Consider the following 16,921-nt stretch of genomic DNA (forward strand, 5'->3'; position numbering starts at 1 on the left):
TTTTTGTTAATTATATTTTTTTATCTAACAAAAAAGAGGCCGGAACCTGAGTTTTTGTTAAATATCTAGATATATCTAACAAATTTCAGTCTCCAAACCTCATTTTTGTAAATAAGCCATGAGCGATAGTTCACTTCTTACCCTACAAGATAAAGAACCCGCATAGCACTTAATCTTCTACTTCATCGTCTTCGTAGTTATATAAACTTCTATAAAAAGCGATTGTCTTGATTGTGTGGTTGTCTGTTTCTAAGACGACCCACTTGTCTTCTTTCGTATCGACAACATCACCTTCTGAGATGTCAGGGGTAATGTTTTGCAGCCAGCCTCCGATCGTATCAATGTCTTCGCTGTCTTCAAATTCGATACCGAACATTTCTTCTAAGTCTGCTAGTAACATTCTTCCGTTAATGTGATACAGATTCTCTTCTTGTTCGACTTTAATGATTTCTGGTTCTTCATCTTCGTCGAATTCGTCGCGAATTTCCCCGACAATTTCTTCGAGAATGTCTTCCATCGTCATCATACCTGCTGTTCCACCATACTCATCGATGACGAGTGCGATGTGGACACGTTCTTTTTGCATTTTAATTAGCGCATCAGAAATGTGAGATACTTCAGTGATAACAGGCAGTTCGTGTATAAAGTCTTCGATGTTATCTGTTTTACCCGATAGATACTCTGTGAAATATTCTCTGACGTTTATAAATCCGATAATTTGGTCTTTATCTCCAGTTTCGTCTGTCACTGGATAACGTGTAAAGCTATATTCGTTTACAGTTTCTAAGACACTTTCTAACGTAATCGGTTGTTGCAGTGTGATCATTTGAGTTCTCGGAACCATAATATCTTTTGCGGCTCTTTCATCAAATGAGAATATATTTTTCATATAAGCGAGCTCTGTTAAGTTGATTTCTCCGCTTTTATAACTTTGTGTCATAATAATTTTTAATTCTTCTTCAGAATGTGCATGTTCTGTCGCGACATCTTTTATACCAATGAGTCTCACTAAAAATCGCGCAGTTCCGTTCATTGACCATATTAATGGCTTCATGATAACTCCAAATATATAGAGTGGTCTCGCAAATACCATACTCACTTTTTCAGCATACTGAATTGCAACTGTTTTTGGTGCAAGTTCACCGACAACGACGTGTATGAACGTCACGATTGTAAACGCGACAATAAAGCTAACGATCGTCATATACTCGTTTGGTATATTAATTAAGTCAAATAAGGGATTTAATAAAATTGCGAATGTTGATTCTCCAATCCAACCTAATCCTAGCGCTGTGATTGTAATCCCTAACTGACAGGCAGATAAATAATAGTCGAGATGAAGAATCATATGCTTCACTAATTCGGCTTTTTTATTGCCCTCTTCAATCAGTTGATCGATTTTTGATAATCTCGCTTTAACAAATGCAAACTCAGATCCAACGAACATCATCGTCAGTAAAATGAGTAGAATAAATATAAATAGATTTAAGATTGTGGTCGTATCCAATACGTTCCCCGAACTCGGGGTCACCTCCATTGATTAGCTATATATAGATAAGTATGCTTACGATACGTTTCTTTTTCCAATATAGTATTGATATTTTACCACATTCGCTTAATTTTGAATATATTTCTACATCATTCAAATGTAAAACGTTCAGTGATTTTTTTAATTTCTGAACTCTCTTCTTTTAACGCGTGACTCGTAATCGTTTCAACGATTTCTCCATCTTTTAAATAATGAATAAAATCAAACTCGTCCAAATGACTTAAATCATGTGTCACGACGATTAATGTCTCTTGCTTTAATATAAGGTCCCACATTTTTTCTCGTAAAATATCGTTTAGTCGGGCTGTCGGCTCGTCCATAATCCACGTATTTTTACGTTCTAAAATCATACGAATCGCATGCAGTCTTTTCATTTCACCCGCTGACATGTGACGAGTGGCGTACATATAATCATCCAGTTCCAGTTCTTTTAAATTAAAATCATCCAAATACTCTTTTAACTCGTCCGCTTCAACTTCATTTTTACCGAACATCGTTAAATTATCTCTTAATGTCCCGTTGTAAAAATCTAAAAACTGAGGCATCACACTCGCATCTTCTGTAATTAAATGATGAAGTAACGTCGACTTCCCAGATCCACTCGGCCCAATAATGACATGCTTTTCACCTCGTTTAACTTTTAACGTCACGTGTTTTAACACGTCGCGCTTTGAATTTTCATACCGAAACGTTAAGTCTTTAACTGACAACTCTTCGTTAAACGGACGCTCGTTCTCAGAATGACCTTCGATTCTTTTGATTGTCTCTTTCACACGACTGAACTCGTTCACCGGCTGCATAACTGGGACAAGCAATTCCACAACGTTTATAAATATCAAGAGAATCATCGGTAACAGTAGTACATCATCCACCGCGTAAATAATGAGTGACAATCCGATAATTTGTAGTACCTGTGCAGTCATTCGCATGATATGTGTTATGTTCGCGCGCATAAATTTCTTGTCGTTATATCGCTCAATTAACGTCTCGATGCCATGCTGCTTTTCATCGATTTCTTTGTTGATGAAAAAATCCGTATACCCGTATATGAGACTATATACTTTTAAATAGAGCGTGGACTCTACGTCACTTTCTTCATCATAAATACGTTCAAATACACGCTTAAAAATTAGTGGTACGACGAGTAAAACGAACAATGAAAACACACTAAATATAATGACAAGTTTCGTACTAACGAGCGCCGATAAAATAATGACAATAAGCACAGTCGAAACAGCTGTAACAATCGGGTAAACAATTCGTATATAATACCCTTCAATATCATCAAAATGTTTATTTAAACGTTCGATTAACCGGACGTCACGTGTCTTAATATGATTTGCCAATGTCTGATTTAAAAAATCAATACGCAAACGGTTGATCATTTGAAACGTCGCTTCATGAGAAAATATACGTTCAAAATATTTAAACGCACCTTTTGATAAGCCGAACAGTTTAATAATTACGATAATAAAAATTATTGTAATAAGTGGCGGATTAAAATAACTCAAGCTAATCATATAGCCACTTAAACCGAATATCGAGACACCAACAAGGCCACTTAAAATGCCGAGGATGATGCTTAAGTATACTTTTATTTGTTCATTTTTTAAAAAGTTCATACACTCACCTCTAGCGTTTCATTTTGCATAACGATATGTGTGTCCGCGATATCTAATAATGCACGTCGATGAACGACCGCGATAATTAACGTATGTTCTTTTAGATCTTTTAAATGCTCTAATACGATCTCTTCAGTTGCGTCATCTAAAAACTCTGTCGGTTCGTCCATCAATACGATATGTGGACGTAAAAGTAATACACGTGCGAGTTTCAGTCGAACAATTTCTCCGCCACTTAACGGTACATTATTGTTGATAATTAACGTGTCGAGCCCCGCTTCAAGATTCATAATACTGTCGTAAAGTTGAAGTTCTTGTAAGACGTTGAGTATTTTATCTTCTTCGAGATCGTTAAAATACTGTCTAAACGTCGTGTCAGATAAGTAAATATCGTCAGATATATATAACACGTCGTCGCTCTGAATCGTTACTTGTCCAGTTGTCGGCGGGTGTAGTCCGGCGATCGTATTTAATAACGTCGTTTTCCCGACACCAGATTTTCCGGTAATCGCTATGAGACCAGATTTATTAAACTGAATAGACGTATTTTTAAGTAAGTCGCGGTCTGTCGTAATCGTAACGTCGTGGAGCTGTAACGACTCACCTTTTTCACGGTACTCTTTACGTGGTGCTACTAGTGACTCGTTCACTTTTTGTAAGTGACCGTCTGCGATTTTTCCGTTATGGAATTCTGTCCCCATCACTTTTAATGATGAATAAAATTCCGGTGCCATGAGCAGTACAATGAAACTTTGGTAAAACGTAATATTTTCAAAGATGATAATACGTAATCCGACCTCGAGCGCCGTTAGACCAATACCGAGTATCGTTATAAACTCGAGCATTAACGTCGATTGGAAAGCATATTTTAATATATGCATCGTCGTCGATAAAAACTTGTCGTTACTCTTTTGTAACGCACGACTTGCCTCACGTTCAGCGTTCGTATAGGTGACCGTGTCTTTTCCGCGTACTAAATTTAAAAATAGCGTGCCCATCTCGTCGAACTCTGTCGCTTGCTCGAGTGCTTCATCTTCAGTTTTAAGGCCGACTAATATATAAAATAACGGTATAAAAGGCGCCGTTGTAAGAAGTATAATTGCTGCAACTGGCTCTATAAAAAAGAGTGCAACGATAATTATAACGACCTTTGTCACAGTTAAAACGACCGTCGGTATAAAACTTTCTTGATACGGACGATACTTTTCTAAATGGACAAATATTGCGTTTAAAATCGATTCGCTATCTCTCTTTGAATCGACGTGAATACTGCGTGCAAGAGCTTTTGCTTTTTCTGTTAAGTTTTGACTTGCGACTTTACTCGTGTAGAAGTTATACATATATGTCACTAAGAAAAACAAGATAAAGTACACGATGAGCATTATAAATTCAGTTTTTACTGTCGTTTTGTTTATGATTAAGTTTTCAAGTAGTTTTGATAGTTCGTGACCGAATAATAAATAACTCACTGCAACTACGGTTGAAATGAGCGTATAGATCACGATGTACTTTCTATCCAAATCAAACTTCATGTTTACACCTCTATTAAAAAAACGTGAGAGTTCATCCTCCCACGCTTCCTATCCTCCAATATAGCTCATATCTATTTTACGACGCGCTTTGCGCTCTTCTTCTGTAATTTTATGACGAATTGCTGAATATTGGTCGTCACGCTTATTCCACTCACCCATTAAGATGTCTTCGAGTGTTTCATCTGAAATACCTTCACGCATGAGCGTTTTTATATCAAATCCTTCAGTTGCGAATAGACAACCATAAAACTTGCCGTCTGCAGATAGTCTTGCGCGTGTACATGTTGAACAGAAATTTTCAGACACACTCGTAATAAACCCTAAATGTGCATCTGTGCCCGTATGCTTATACACTTTCGCAACTTCCCCGTAGTACGCTGGGTCTACTGGCTCAAGTGTAAATTCTTCACGCAACATATCTAATATATCTTCTTTAGATACGACTTTTTCGAAGTTCCATCCGTTATCGTTACCGACATCCATAAACTCGATAAAACGTAACGTAATTGGCGTGTTTTTAAAATGACGTGCCATCGGTAAAATCTCATGGTCGTTTAATCCTTTTTGTACGACCATATTGACTTTAATTTTAAACCCGAGAGAAATCGCATAATCTATATTTTCTAATATTCTCGATGTACCGATGCCACGGTCATTAATTTGACCAAATAGTTCGTCGTCCATCGCATCGAGTGAAATGTTTAAACGACGAAGGCCCGCATCGTAAAGCTTTTGGCCATGTTTTTTTAACAGTAACGCATTCGTCGTCATACCGATATCTTCTATACCTGGAATTTTATTTAATCGTGCGATAAGCTCGTGTAAGTCTTTACGCATTAACGGTTCACCACCTGTTATACGTAATTTTTTGACACCGAGATCTGCGTATATACGCGCGAGTCTTTCAATTTCATCAAATGAAAGTAAATGCTCTTGCGGTAAAAACGCATAGTCATCGCCGAATATTTCTTTTGGCATGCAGTAGCTACATCTGAACTGACATTTATCCGTTACGGAAATACGAAGATCTCGTAACGGTCGTCCGAACTTATCAGTTACTTGTTTCATCGTATCCCTCCTAGAGAATATCCGTTTTACGATTAATGTTTACAAACATCGATTCATTTAGACCGTAGTCTTCAATGTTTAACGTTATATAGTCTTGGTGCTCTAAAAATTGTCGGATACTCAGTTTTTTTGATTCGAGTTGTCTTTTTAAATCTTCGACGATCGTTTCACCGTGATATACACCGATTAACGGATGTAGTTGCTCGCCTTCAGTAACGACGATTTTGTTCGTTTCAATCGCCTTTTCGACTAACACTTTTAACCACGCACTAGGTACGTACGGTGTGTCTGTCGACACGATGATGACGTAGTCGTCTGGATATTCTTTCATCAGTGCGTAAATTCCACCGAGTGGTCCGTGATCTATAAAACTTTCGTCATCTATCACCGTTTTATACGGATGAAACGCATCCTTTAATCGCACGTTTGTATTGACGACGATTTCGTCGACGACTCCACTTTTCTTTAAACGATTCACGACGTGCATATACATCGGCCTGTCGTTTAACGCATATAATGATTTGTCTGAACCAAATCGCGTCGAATTTCCACCTGCTAATACTGCTCCGATTACCATTTAACCACCACTCACTGGCGGGATAAGTGCTACGACGTCATCAGGTGCAATTACTGACTCGTCTCTTTCAAACGATTCGTTCACTGCAACTTGAAACACTTCTCCGTCTAATTCTGGATAATCGATATATAAACGCTCTTTTAATTCTTTCACTGTTATTGCGTCATGAATCGGTAGTTCAATATGATCGTCACCGATTTTTTCTTTTATACTTGCAAATATTTTAATTTTCATCACGATCCACCTCCACACTCGAGTGATAATGTCTAGAGTCACCAATCCACTCTTCTCCGTCTTCCCAAATCTCTTTTTTCCATATCGGAACGATTTCTTTTAATCGGTCGACTGCGTACATATTTGCACGATACGCGTTATGTCGGTGAGGTGAAGACGTTAAAATAACGACCGCGATCTCAGTCGCATCGAGTTTACCGATTCGGTGCGCGATGCTCGTTTTGACACCAGGCCACTTTTCGCTTATCTCATCTGCGATTTGTGCGAGCATTTTTTCTGCCATCGGAATATATGCTTCGTACTCTAAATATACTGTACGTGTCCCTTGTGTCCACTCACGCACGTGACCCGTGAACGTCACAAGACCACCTTGATGTTTGTCTAGAACATATTGTTGATATTTTACGATATCAATCGGTTCAGTTACTATTTCGAACTGCTTCATCTATTTTTACTCCAACCTTTAAACCATTGTAATATCGCATCTTGATCTGATGCTACGTTATAGTAGTTTACCACATTTGACAGCTCTAATTCTCTTATGTCGCCTTTTTCACCCGTGAACGAATGCGTGAGGACAATCTTGTCATAATCTTCGTTTTTATAACCTTCGATTAAAATGACGTCTACTTTACCGTTTAAAGCTTCGATTTGCTCTTTTAAACCCGGCACTTTGTTGTCGTGGTAAATCGTATAATTCGGTGTGTTTAATATCGTATAGTCGCTCAGTCGACTGAACTTTCCAGTGTCTGTCGAATCATCGATATCAATGTGATGATGTTTTATTACTGCTGCTTTTAAGTTCGAAGCTTTCAATATTTTTAGAAACTCAACGATTAGCGTTGTTTTGCCGGTATCTTTATATCCGACGACTTGTAAGATTTTCATTGTCGAATCGAAAAGTGTGACACACCGCTCGTCACATCTGTCAGCATTACTTGTACTTCATCTCCCGCTTCAAAGCCACGTGTACCACCTGGTAATACGATAACACCGTTGCTTCTCGCAATAGACGTTACGGCGTTTGATTTATTAAATCCAGACGGTTTTGAGATGACTTTACCGTTGACAAAGTCAATCTCAGCACGGACAAATCGCGTAAACGGATTTGGCTTTTTAAAGTCTTCTCCAAGCGTCGCGTTCACGAATGGCGCGAATGCTCGTGCAGAACCTTGCATAAGTAATATCGCAGGACGAGCGAATAACTCAAATCCTGAATAGCACGCAGATGGATTCCCGCTTAAACCGAATAAAAACTTGCCTTTTGCCCTTGCGACTGTCGTAACACTACCTGGTCGCATTGCCACTTTGTTAAACAGAACTTCCGCGCCAAGTTTTTCATATACTTTCGGAAGTAAGTCGTAATCTCCAACAGACACACCACCTGTTGTGATAACTGCGTCGACTTCGTTAAACATTTTTTCGATTTTTTCTAGAAGTGTGTCTAGATTATCTTCTTCGAGATCATATCGCTTAGCGTGCACGCCAATTCTCTCTAACTGTGCCATAATCATCGGTGTGTTTGAGTTTCTAATTTTACCGCGCTCTAATTCGTCAGATACTTCAAGTAATTCACTTCCTGTCGATAAAACACCAACAACTGGAACGCGGTAGACATTCACTTCAACGTATCCAAATGTCGCAAGCGTTGCGACTGTGCCTGGGTTAATTTGACTTCCTTTATGGACGATAATGTCGCCTTTTTTACACTCTTCCCCTTGCATCGCAACGTTATCGAATGCATCAAATGTTTTACGTATCGTGAACGTATCACCGTCAATATTTGCCTGCTCAAACATCACGACCGTGTCTGCAGATTTCGGTAACTCTGCACCTGTCATAATACGAAATGCTTCATTTTCTTTTAATTCGTAGTCACTCGTACTGCCAGCGGGTACTTCATCTACAACAGTAAACGCTGCACCTTTACCTGAATCAGCACTACGGATCGCAAACCCATCCATCGCTGAACGCGTAAATAACGGCACGTCATGAGTTGCTGTTAAATCCTCTGAAAGATAACGATTATAACTATCTTCGAGTTTCACTGTTTCAGTATCTATATGTGTTACATTTTCTACTACTTTAGTTACGGCATCAAAAACTGGGATTGGTTGTCTATTTAAAGTCACTAAAATCTCTCCTTTTGATATAATTAACGTAATACTTATGAACTATTATACTAAAAAGAGGGATTTTAATGTCTAAGTTTACTCACTTTAACGAAGAAGGACGCGCGAAAATGGTCGACGTCTCAGAAAAAAATGTCACGTCACGCGTTGCAACTGCAGAAAGCGTAATTGAAGTCAGTCAAGAAATATATGAAGGCATCGTAAACGAAAAGATGAAAAAAGGTGACGTCTTAGCAGTAGCTCAAATCGCAGGAATTATGGCAGCGAAAAACACGCATCAAATCATCCCGATGTGCCATCCACTTCAACTTTCAGGAATCGACATCTCATTTAACTGGGATACGGATGACGGATACAAGCTACACATCAAAGCGACAGTAAAAGTTAAAGGCCAAACAGGTGTCGAAATGGAAGCATTAACGGCCGCAAGCGCTACAGCACTCACAGTGTACGACATGTGTAAAGCGCTCGATAAAGGTATGATCATCAGAGAAACTAAACTATTAAGTAAATCAGGCGGGAAATCCGGAGATTATTCTATTTAGGTGATGGATGTGGGTTGACCGGGGTGCTTTTGAATTGGTGTTTTTATTCTTTTGCCGATTTTATTTAACAAAAATATTGCGTTTTTGTGAGATATCCGGATATATTTAACATATTTCGGTCCGCAGACACGATTTTTGTTAAATATATTTTTTTATCTAACAAAAACGGCACCGGATCCTCAGTTTTTGTTAATTATCTTGATATATCTAACAAATTCATAGAATTTTTGTAAATAACCGAGGAACGATAGTGTTTTTTATCCCTAAAAGATGAAAAACGCTCTTTCTCCCGATTTTATTTAACAAAAATATTGCGATTTTGTGAGATATCCGGATATATTTAACAAAAACTTGGTCGGACGCCGTGTTTTTGTTAATTATCTCAATTTATCTAACAACTTCAGGCAATTTTTGTAAATAAGCGCGCCACACACAGCAAAGCACTCTTACTTCTCTTTCCAAAAGAACAAAAACCTACTCCGACCGCACGTCTTTACAACTTACTACAATAGTTCGTGCCCCGACTAGTTCTCTTTGTTTAACTCAAATACTAAATGGTTTAACTCTGGGACGATAAGTTTGTCCATGCCGAGTTTGACTGCGCCTGTTGATCCTGGGAGGCTGACGATGAGTTGGTTGTCGTGCGTGCCCATTGCAGCGCGTGATAATAGACTTCGCGATCCGATGTCTTCTGTGTAAGACAACATTCTAAATAGTTCCCCGAACCCTTCGACTTCTTTGTCGAATAGTTCGCTCACCGCTTCTATTGTGACGTCTCGCTTAGCGATTCCTGTACCGCCTGTCGTGATGACGACGTCTAGATTTTTTTCGAGTAATCCAACAACCGCTTCACGGATTTTTTCTTTATCGTCTGTCACGATTAAGTGATTATCATCTTCGAAAACTGCGTTAATGTCATTTAACTTTTCGATGACAAGTTTTCCGCCTTTGTCTGTTTCTTTTGTACGCGTATCACTCACTGTAATTACACCGACGTTAATATCTCTATCGATTCTTTCAACAATACTCATAGTATCTCTCCTATCCAAATAGTTGTGCGACGATCGTGCGTGCTTTTTCAATTCGTTTTAGACCGTGTATTAACATTCGGCCGTTTTTAAATACGATAATTCGATAATCATCATAATAAAATTCGATGAAGTACGGTGTCTCTTTAAAATCACCGAGTCGCTTCGCAATGTTTAACGAAAGTTCATAAGTGACTGTGTCATCATATATTTGAACAGTATCTCTTCCGCATAAACTTAGCGCTTGATGTGATTCATTATATGAAGGATAAAGTTCTAACTCACACGTATCGCACTCTTTATTTTTAATGTTATCAAACACGATGCGACCATGCTCGCCTGACCATAAGTCTCCAAACGTCATATAGTGTCTGTCAAACGTTTCACCGATGAGTATTTTTATTGCCGTCGTAACTTGTATTGACACGGCCGTATGAATGGCTGGAGATATCACACCTGCTGTGTCACACGTTAATGTATTTGACGGAAGTACTGGCATCACACATCTATAACACGGCGAGTCCTTTGTAAATGATGCCACTACGTATGACGCTTCGACGACAGCTGCGTGGACCCACGGAATCCCCACTTTATACGCGACGTCATTAATTACGAGTCTCGTTTCAAAGTTATCTGTCCCGTCTAAAATTAAATCAACGTCATGAGTTTTTACGAGTGATTCTAAAAATAGCGCATCTACGTGATTCACATGGACTTCAATATCGAGATCACTACGAATTTCTTTTAAATGTTCGAGTGCCGCGATTGCTTTTGGTTCTTGGTTTTCTGCGTCACGTTCAGTATATAACGTCTGACGCTGTAAATTCGATAGCTCAACGTAGTCTCGGTCAACTAAAATGAGTTTCCCAATACCTAAACGCGCAAGCATCTCACTTGAAACTGATCCGAGTGCACCGACTCCGACGATGAGTACGGTACTATCTAACAACTTTCGCTGGCCCTCTTCACCGATGTTTTTATATAAAATTTGTCGACTATAACGTTCGATATCCATAGTTTCACCTTAAAAAGTATAATCTCAATTACAATACTATATTCTACACTATTCCATGAGTATTCTACATTGTAAAGATTGTGTAAAATATAAGTGAATAATTGTAAACATGATAAAATGATTAACATATAACAAATTCGATATGCAGGAGGTTACTATGCATAAAATTCTCGTTGTTGATGATGAAACATCAATTGTAACGTTACTTAAATTTAACTTAGAACAAAATGGCTTTGAAGTTGTTACAGCAAACGACGGTTTAGAAGCAATTGAACAAGTGAAAAAGGAATCACCGGACGTAATGGTTTTAGATTTAATGCTTCCAAAAATGGATGGTATGGACGTCGTGAAAACTTTACGACTCGATAAAATTCATGTGCCTGTTTTAATGCTCACTGCAAAAGATGATGAGTTCGATAAAATACTCGGTCTTGAAATGGGGGCGGATGACTATATGACAAAACCGTTTAGCCCGCGAGAAGTCGTAGCGAGAGTTCGCGCTATATTAAGACGCATTGACTTCGAAGCAAATCAAGAGACTACAGAAGACAACACTGTAATAATCGGTGAACTAACAATCGATTATGACAACTATGCTATTTATAAAAACGATAAAAAAATCGACCTCACTAAAAAAGAATACGAGCTTCTCGTTTACTTAAGTAAAAATAATGGACGTGTGCTATCTCGCGACCAACTGTTAAACGGAATTTGGCAGTTTGATTTTGACGGTGATACACGAATTGTCGATGTCCATATCGGTAAACTAAGAGAAAAAATTGAAGACAATCCGAAGTCGCCGAAATACATTCATACCGTTCGTGGATTCGGTTATAAGATGGAATATATCGATGAATAAACTATGGGTGCGCATCACACTTTCGTTTTTCATCGTGTTAATTGTCGGATTATGTATGATGTTTTTCTTTGTAGATAACGTGAACCGTACGACATATAACGCGATGACGAGTAAGCAACTTACTGAAGAAAGTGAACTGCTCGAAAGTATGATTACAAAAGATTTGCTAACCATTCGTAATACGAAGGAAATGTTTTCAAATCTTAAGTTGCCTGAAAACTTACGCTTTACGATTATCGACAAGGACGGGAGAGTCATTTTCGACACGGATTCAAACATTTGGACGATGAGTAACCACATCGATCGCCCAGAGATTAAAGAAGCGAAACGAAAGAAAACGACGAGTGAATCTTACATTCGACAAAGTGATACTGAAGAAATACAGATGATGTACGTCGCTGTACCGATAACTGAAGATGGTGAAGTCATTGGGTATGTCCGTAGCTCTACACCACTTGAGACAATCGAAGCAGCTGCACAACAAAAATGGGTGTCAATCGTCATCGTATTTACACTCATTTTAGTCGCAACGATCATTTCAGCAGCACTACTCGCATATAAAATTACGAATCCAATTCAAAAAATTATAGAAGTGACAGAGCGTCTGAAGAAAAATGATTATAGCGCACGTATTAACGACACTTTTCCTGGAGAACTGTACACGCTTAGTGAGTCCGTCAATTCTCTAGCAATTAGTCTAAATGCCCACGTCACAGAGATTAAAGACCAGTCTAAACAGCTTGAGAGTATTTTATCGAATTTAAACACGGGTGTTATTTTGATTAACCCAGAAGGTGAAATTGACGTGATTAACGACGCAGCGTTAAAAATGATCAACCAAACGCGAGATAAAATTCTCAATAATGACTATCAGGAAAGTCTTGTTAAATTAAATGTACTAAGAGACATTCGTCACGTTTATAAATACGATGAAGTAAAAACGAGTGAAGTACATTTATACAATCCTGAAGAAATGATTTTAAACTTTTATGCTGCACCGTATTACGGTGAACGTTGGGAAAAGCGTGGTGTAATCGTTGCGCTTCACGATATTACGGATATTAAGCGCCTTGAAAATATACGAAGAGATTTCGTGGCAAACGTGTCTCATGAGTTAAAAACGCCGATCACATCTATTCAAGGGTTCTCTGAAACGTTATTAGAATCCGGTGATTTACCTCGAGAAGTTGAGAGAGAGTTTTTAGAAATTATATATAACGAAAGTGTTCGGTTAAATAAGCTGATCATCGATATTTTAAATTTATCGAAAATAGAAAAACACCAAATTCGACTGAACGAAACGAATTTTGATTTAACTGAACTCGTTCATACGACAGCACGTCCAATGAAACGTTTATTTAAAGATAGAAACTTACAACTCCATTTACCAGAAAATGAGGAGCACATGCTTTATGCGGATAAAGAACGCGTCGCGCAAATACTCGTAAACTTACTTTCAAACGCTGCAAATTACACGCATGAAGGCGACACCGTTGAAGTAAAAATAGAAGAGACGAACGATTCTATAGAGTTAAGTGTTCATGACACAGGGGCTGGAATTCCAGAAGAAAGCCTCAGTCGACTGTTCGAACGATTCTACCGCGTCGATTCTGCACGTAGTACAGCAGATGGTGGTACTGGCCTAGGATTATCGATTGTGAAACACCTCGTCGAACTTCATAATGCGTCTATAACTGTAGACAGTGTTGAAGGAGAATATACGACATTTACGGTAACGTTTAAAAGATAAAATGACGCCACTTTTAAAAGTGGCGTCATTATTATTTTCGGCGAATTAATTGTTCAAGTGCAATCATTTCTACAGCGACCTGCTCTAAACGTTCTAATCTATCATAGACAAATTCTACATCAGCATCGAGTGGCTCACTATTATAATCATTCGAGACATCTCGTAATTTCTCAAATCCTTTAACGATTTCCTTTTCTTTACTTTCAACTTCTACGTTATACACTTCCGCATGTTTATCTGAAACGACAAGCGGGTGTACCGTATCTTCGAGAAGTTCACTATAATCATTTAAAACTTGTTTGACTTTATCGTATGCGTGATGCACGTTTTCGTCTTTTAATTTTTTCTTCGACACTTTTTTAACATATTCATGTAAAACGGGCAATTCATCTTTTAAATCTTCGATATAAAGGTCGTGTACTGTTTTTGTAAGATCTTGCTTCGTATGATTGACGTAATTTGTGACATGCTCGTCTTCTACAAAGTCTTTTAAATCGTTCACGACAGCTTCTACATCTAAATTATTTTTAACCGCGACATCTTCGACTGTTACCGTATCGTCGACAGCAAATTTAAGTGATAAAGGACGGATGACCTCTCCGATATTTGGATAATCTATAAATAAATGTTGTACGCGTGTAGCTTTATCTAACGCCATAATTAACGCCTCCTCGTTTACTTACATATTGCCGATTATTTATTTTTATAAACACAGTCGTTTCGTGTAAATGATTAACGGGTACGTTATAATAATAAGTAATTCGTTAACCGGAGGTTATTTTTATGAAAGAGAAGCTAAGAATGGCTGCGACAATTTTACCTGTTTTACTCGTACCATTACTCAAAAACAGAAATGAAATTAAAGACCATCCAGACGTGCAAAAACTCGCAAAAAACAGTAATATTTTATATAGTAAAGCTAAAGATAAAACACAAACTGTCACTGAAGCGGGTGTTAAAGGATTTAACGAAACGCGTGACTTCGTTTCAGAAAAATACCACGCTTCAAAAGATAAGCGCGAGTATAATAAACAGATGAAAGCACACGACAAATCGTTAAGTAAACTTAACAAACTAGAGGCACAGTTTGAAGCTGACAAAGAAAAACATCGTAAAAAACGTATGGAAAGTCTCGTTTCAACAGAGACTCTAAATCACGATGAAAAAGAATCACGTATGAACGTATCGAAAGGACATCAGAAATTGACTACTGAAAGACCAGACACAACAAACGTAAAAGAACTCAATGAACAATTCGTTGAACAAACGGAGTATGAAGATGATTATTCTCCAGGTGCATTACATTTAAAACATAAAGATTTACTCGACCCAAGAAGTGCACACCTTCGTGAAGAAGCTAAAGAACGTAAAGTTGAAAGAGCCGAAAAGAGAGACGACTCACTATTTGGTAAACATCGCCGTCAAAATGAGCGCCACATCGAAAATCACGGAAGAAAAACAGGATACGGTGAGAAATATCAAAAATCTGATTCTCTAAAACAATTTATCGAATGGAAAGACAAACACAACGACTAATGGAAATTAGTAAGGTTTCTGTTTTTTGTGGTGCACGTTTAGGTAATAGCGATAAATTTAGAGAAGATGCATACACGCTCGGCGAAACGCTCGCAAACGAAAATGTCGAACTCATTTATGGTGGAGGCGGCCTCGGTTTAATGGGGGCTGTTGCGAACGGTGCGTTAGACGCTGGAGGCGACGTGACTGGCATTATCCCGACAGTATTAGTCGATAAAGAAATGGCACACCCTCGCGTTAAAAACATGAAAATCGTCGACACGATGAGCATACGTAAAGATATGTTAATCGACGAAGCGGATGCGATCATCATTTTACCTGGTGGCGCAGGCACGATGGAAGAGTTTTTCCAAGTATTTGTCGGTGGACAAATTGGACACGCTCAAAAGCCAATTGCACTCGTCAATACAGATGGTTATTATGATTCACTTTTTGATTTATTTGAATCATTTATTGAAAACGACTTTTTAGAGCGCAGATTTTTAGATTTAATTATTAAACTCGATTCAATCGAAAACGTACTCGACGAATTAAAACAATTCCGTCCAGTTGCTGGACGTAGTCGGGAAGATATAGAAAACGGACATCATGATTAATTTCAAGATGTCCGTTTTTATGTGTGTATTTTAAAAATTAAACTATCCGCTTTACGATGCCCTTCTACATAATACGGGTTCGTATATTCAAATATAGGATCCATACCGATTTTGTCGATTACATTTAACCACGGAAGATTGAGCTTGGAAGTGAATGCATATACTTCTTGAATGTCTGTTTTTTTACGTACAAACTTCATCACCGCTTCAGCCGCTTCAGTTGCGAGCCCTTGATTCCAGTATCGTTTGTCAAGTAATAAATATAACTCAACACACGGAAATAAATGTTCGATTTCATCTAAATTTAGATGTTCGTCGTACTGTTTAATACGAATGCCCGCGATTCCTATCATTTCATTATTACTTTTTCTTTCTACCGCAAACACTCCAAATCCTCTGTCGCGAATGCTTCCTGACATATCTCTCACAAGCGTTTCTATTTCAACGTCAGATAACGGACTTGGAATGTACTGCACGACATCTCTATCACGCATCATGTTTCTAATACGTTCGATATCAGACGACGTATAATCTCTTAATAATAAACGCTTTGTTTTGATATGTGTCATTGTCGGTCACGTTTATTATAGTTAATTAACTTTACAGTAAGTCCTTTTTCATTTAGATCATAATCGACTAAATGCTTCTCTTTACTTACATCAGCTACGACGCTAACAAAATCATTAGAACCTTCAACATCAAAACGGATGTAGAACGTGTCGTAACGATCTTCAGGTTTAGGTTGTTGTGAGACGCTACGCTTCGTTTGTTCAGCGTTATATACGCACTTATTTTGAATGATGTTGCTGAGTTCTTGACGTAATGCTTCTAAAGACATCGTTTCGTTTTCCATTAAGACAAAATCACTTTCGTACATA

The 16,921-nt window shown here is 38.1% G+C and carries 19 protein-coding genes; 5 read left to right on the forward strand and 14 right to left on the reverse strand.

Going from position 1 to position 16,921, the window contains the following annotated elements:
- Positions 1 to 169: 169 nt before the first annotated feature.
- From HMPREF3029_RS05410 to glp, 9 genes are all read right to left on the reverse strand, one after another.
- Entirely contained in the window at positions 170 to 1,507 is a 1,338-nt protein-coding gene (locus HMPREF3029_RS05410) for a hemolysin family protein (RefSeq protein ID WP_070710100.1), read from the reverse strand.
- A 131-nt stretch (positions 1,508 to 1,638) separates the two neighbouring features.
- The gene (locus tag HMPREF3029_RS05415; RefSeq protein ID WP_070710101.1) at positions 1,639 to 3,171 is read right to left on the reverse strand and encodes an ATP-binding cassette domain-containing protein; all 1,533 of its coding nucleotides are present in this window, start codon (positions 3,169 to 3,171) and stop codon (positions 1,639 to 1,641) included.
- Complete coding sequence (locus HMPREF3029_RS05420) at positions 3,168 to 4,703, reverse strand: ATP-binding cassette domain-containing protein (protein ID WP_070710102.1); 1,536 nt, start codon at positions 4,701 to 4,703, stop codon at positions 3,168 to 3,170. The genes HMPREF3029_RS05415 and HMPREF3029_RS05420 overlap by 4 nt, the downstream gene beginning before the upstream one ends.
- Positions 4,704 to 4,751: 48 nt before the next feature.
- On the reverse strand, positions 4,752 to 5,771 hold the full coding sequence (gene moaA / locus HMPREF3029_RS05425) for a GTP 3',8-cyclase MoaA (protein ID WP_070710103.1): 1,020 nt from the start codon (positions 5,769 to 5,771) through the stop codon (positions 4,752 to 4,754).
- A gap of 10 nt (positions 5,772 to 5,781) precedes the next feature.
- A complete protein-coding gene (locus HMPREF3029_RS05430; protein WP_068129751.1) occupies positions 5,782 to 6,348 on the reverse strand; it encodes a molybdenum cofactor guanylyltransferase in 567 nt (188 codons plus the stop codon).
- Positions 6,349 to 6,582 (reverse strand): MoaD/ThiS family protein, encoded by a 234-nt coding sequence (locus HMPREF3029_RS05435; RefSeq protein WP_070458122.1) that lies wholly within the window; start codon positions 6,580 to 6,582, stop codon positions 6,349 to 6,351.
- A complete protein-coding gene (locus HMPREF3029_RS05440; protein WP_068129743.1) occupies positions 6,572 to 7,027 on the reverse strand; it encodes a molybdenum cofactor biosynthesis protein MoaE in 456 nt (151 codons plus the stop codon). Before HMPREF3029_RS05440 ends, HMPREF3029_RS05435 begins: the two co-directional genes overlap by 11 nt.
- On the reverse strand, positions 7,024 to 7,470 hold the full coding sequence (mobB, locus tag HMPREF3029_RS05445; protein WP_068129741.1) for a molybdopterin-guanine dinucleotide biosynthesis protein B: 447 nt from the start codon (positions 7,468 to 7,470) through the stop codon (positions 7,024 to 7,026). The genes HMPREF3029_RS05440 and mobB overlap by 4 nt, the downstream gene beginning before the upstream one ends.
- A complete protein-coding gene (glp, locus tag HMPREF3029_RS05450) occupies positions 7,467 to 8,714 on the reverse strand; it encodes a molybdopterin molybdotransferase MoeA (RefSeq protein WP_070623391.1) in 1,248 nt (415 codons plus the stop codon). Before glp ends, mobB begins: the two co-directional genes overlap by 4 nt.
- Before the next feature lie 68 nt (positions 8,715 to 8,782).
- On the opposite strand from glp, the gene moaC reads away from it, so the two are divergent.
- On the forward strand, positions 8,783 to 9,259 hold the full coding sequence (moaC, locus tag HMPREF3029_RS05455) for a cyclic pyranopterin monophosphate synthase MoaC (protein WP_070710104.1): 477 nt from the start codon (positions 8,783 to 8,785) through the stop codon (positions 9,257 to 9,259).
- Positions 9,260 to 9,783: 524 nt separating this feature from the next.
- Here moaC and HMPREF3029_RS05460 read toward each other — a convergent pair.
- Entirely contained in the window at positions 9,784 to 10,290 is a 507-nt protein-coding gene (locus HMPREF3029_RS05460) for a MogA/MoaB family molybdenum cofactor biosynthesis protein (RefSeq protein WP_070710105.1), read from the reverse strand.
- Positions 10,291 to 10,300: 10 nt separating this feature from the next.
- On the reverse strand, positions 10,301 to 11,302 hold the full coding sequence (locus HMPREF3029_RS05465; protein WP_070710106.1) for a ThiF family adenylyltransferase: 1,002 nt from the start codon (positions 11,300 to 11,302) through the stop codon (positions 10,301 to 10,303).
- 157 nt (positions 11,303 to 11,459) lie between these two features.
- Here HMPREF3029_RS05465 and HMPREF3029_RS05470 point away from each other — a divergent pair, with 157 nt between their 5' ends.
- The gene (locus HMPREF3029_RS05470) at positions 11,460 to 12,161 is read left to right on the forward strand and encodes a response regulator transcription factor (protein ID WP_068129724.1); all 702 of its coding nucleotides are present in this window, start codon (positions 11,460 to 11,462) and stop codon (positions 12,159 to 12,161) included.
- Positions 12,154 to 13,911 carry a two-component system histidine kinase PnpS gene (gene pnpS / locus HMPREF3029_RS05475; RefSeq protein ID WP_070710107.1) on the forward strand — a complete coding sequence of 586 codons (1,758 nt, stop codon included), beginning with the start codon at positions 12,154 to 12,156 and terminating at the stop codon, positions 13,909 to 13,911. Before HMPREF3029_RS05470 ends, pnpS begins: the two co-directional genes overlap by 8 nt.
- Before the next feature lie 31 nt (positions 13,912 to 13,942).
- Here pnpS and HMPREF3029_RS05480 read toward each other — a convergent pair whose 3' ends face one another.
- Entirely contained in the window at positions 13,943 to 14,569 is a 627-nt protein-coding gene (locus HMPREF3029_RS05480) for a hypothetical protein (RefSeq protein WP_070710108.1), read from the reverse strand.
- A gap of 125 nt (positions 14,570 to 14,694) precedes the next feature.
- Here HMPREF3029_RS05480 and HMPREF3029_RS05485 point away from each other — a divergent pair, with 125 nt between their 5' ends.
- Positions 14,695 to 15,447 (forward strand): hypothetical protein, encoded by a 753-nt coding sequence (locus HMPREF3029_RS05485; protein WP_068129717.1) that lies wholly within the window; start codon positions 14,695 to 14,697, stop codon positions 15,445 to 15,447.
- Positions 15,447 to 16,043: an LOG family protein gene (locus tag HMPREF3029_RS05490; RefSeq protein ID WP_168161320.1), complete on the forward strand. Its 597-nt coding sequence runs from the start codon at positions 15,447 to 15,449 to the stop codon at positions 16,041 to 16,043. The genes HMPREF3029_RS05485 and HMPREF3029_RS05490 overlap by 1 nt, the downstream gene beginning before the upstream one ends.
- A 17-nt stretch (positions 16,044 to 16,060) precedes the next feature.
- Here the strand turns inward: HMPREF3029_RS05490 and HMPREF3029_RS05495 are convergent, their stop codons facing one another.
- Entirely contained in the window at positions 16,061 to 16,612 is a 552-nt protein-coding gene (locus tag HMPREF3029_RS05495) for a GNAT family N-acetyltransferase (protein WP_070710109.1), read from the reverse strand.
- The gene (locus HMPREF3029_RS05500; RefSeq protein ID WP_070710110.1) at positions 16,609 to 16,920 is read right to left on the reverse strand and encodes a hypothetical protein; all 312 of its coding nucleotides are present in this window, start codon (positions 16,918 to 16,920) and stop codon (positions 16,609 to 16,611) included. The genes HMPREF3029_RS05495 and HMPREF3029_RS05500 overlap by 4 nt, the downstream gene beginning before the upstream one ends.
- Between the last annotated feature and the right edge of the window lies 1 nt (position 16,921).

The sequence above is a fragment of the Nosocomiicoccus sp. HMSC059G07 genome (assembly GCF_001815515.1).
Classification (GTDB): Bacteria; Bacillota; Bacilli; order Staphylococcales; family Salinicoccaceae; genus Nosocomiicoccus; species Nosocomiicoccus ampullae_A.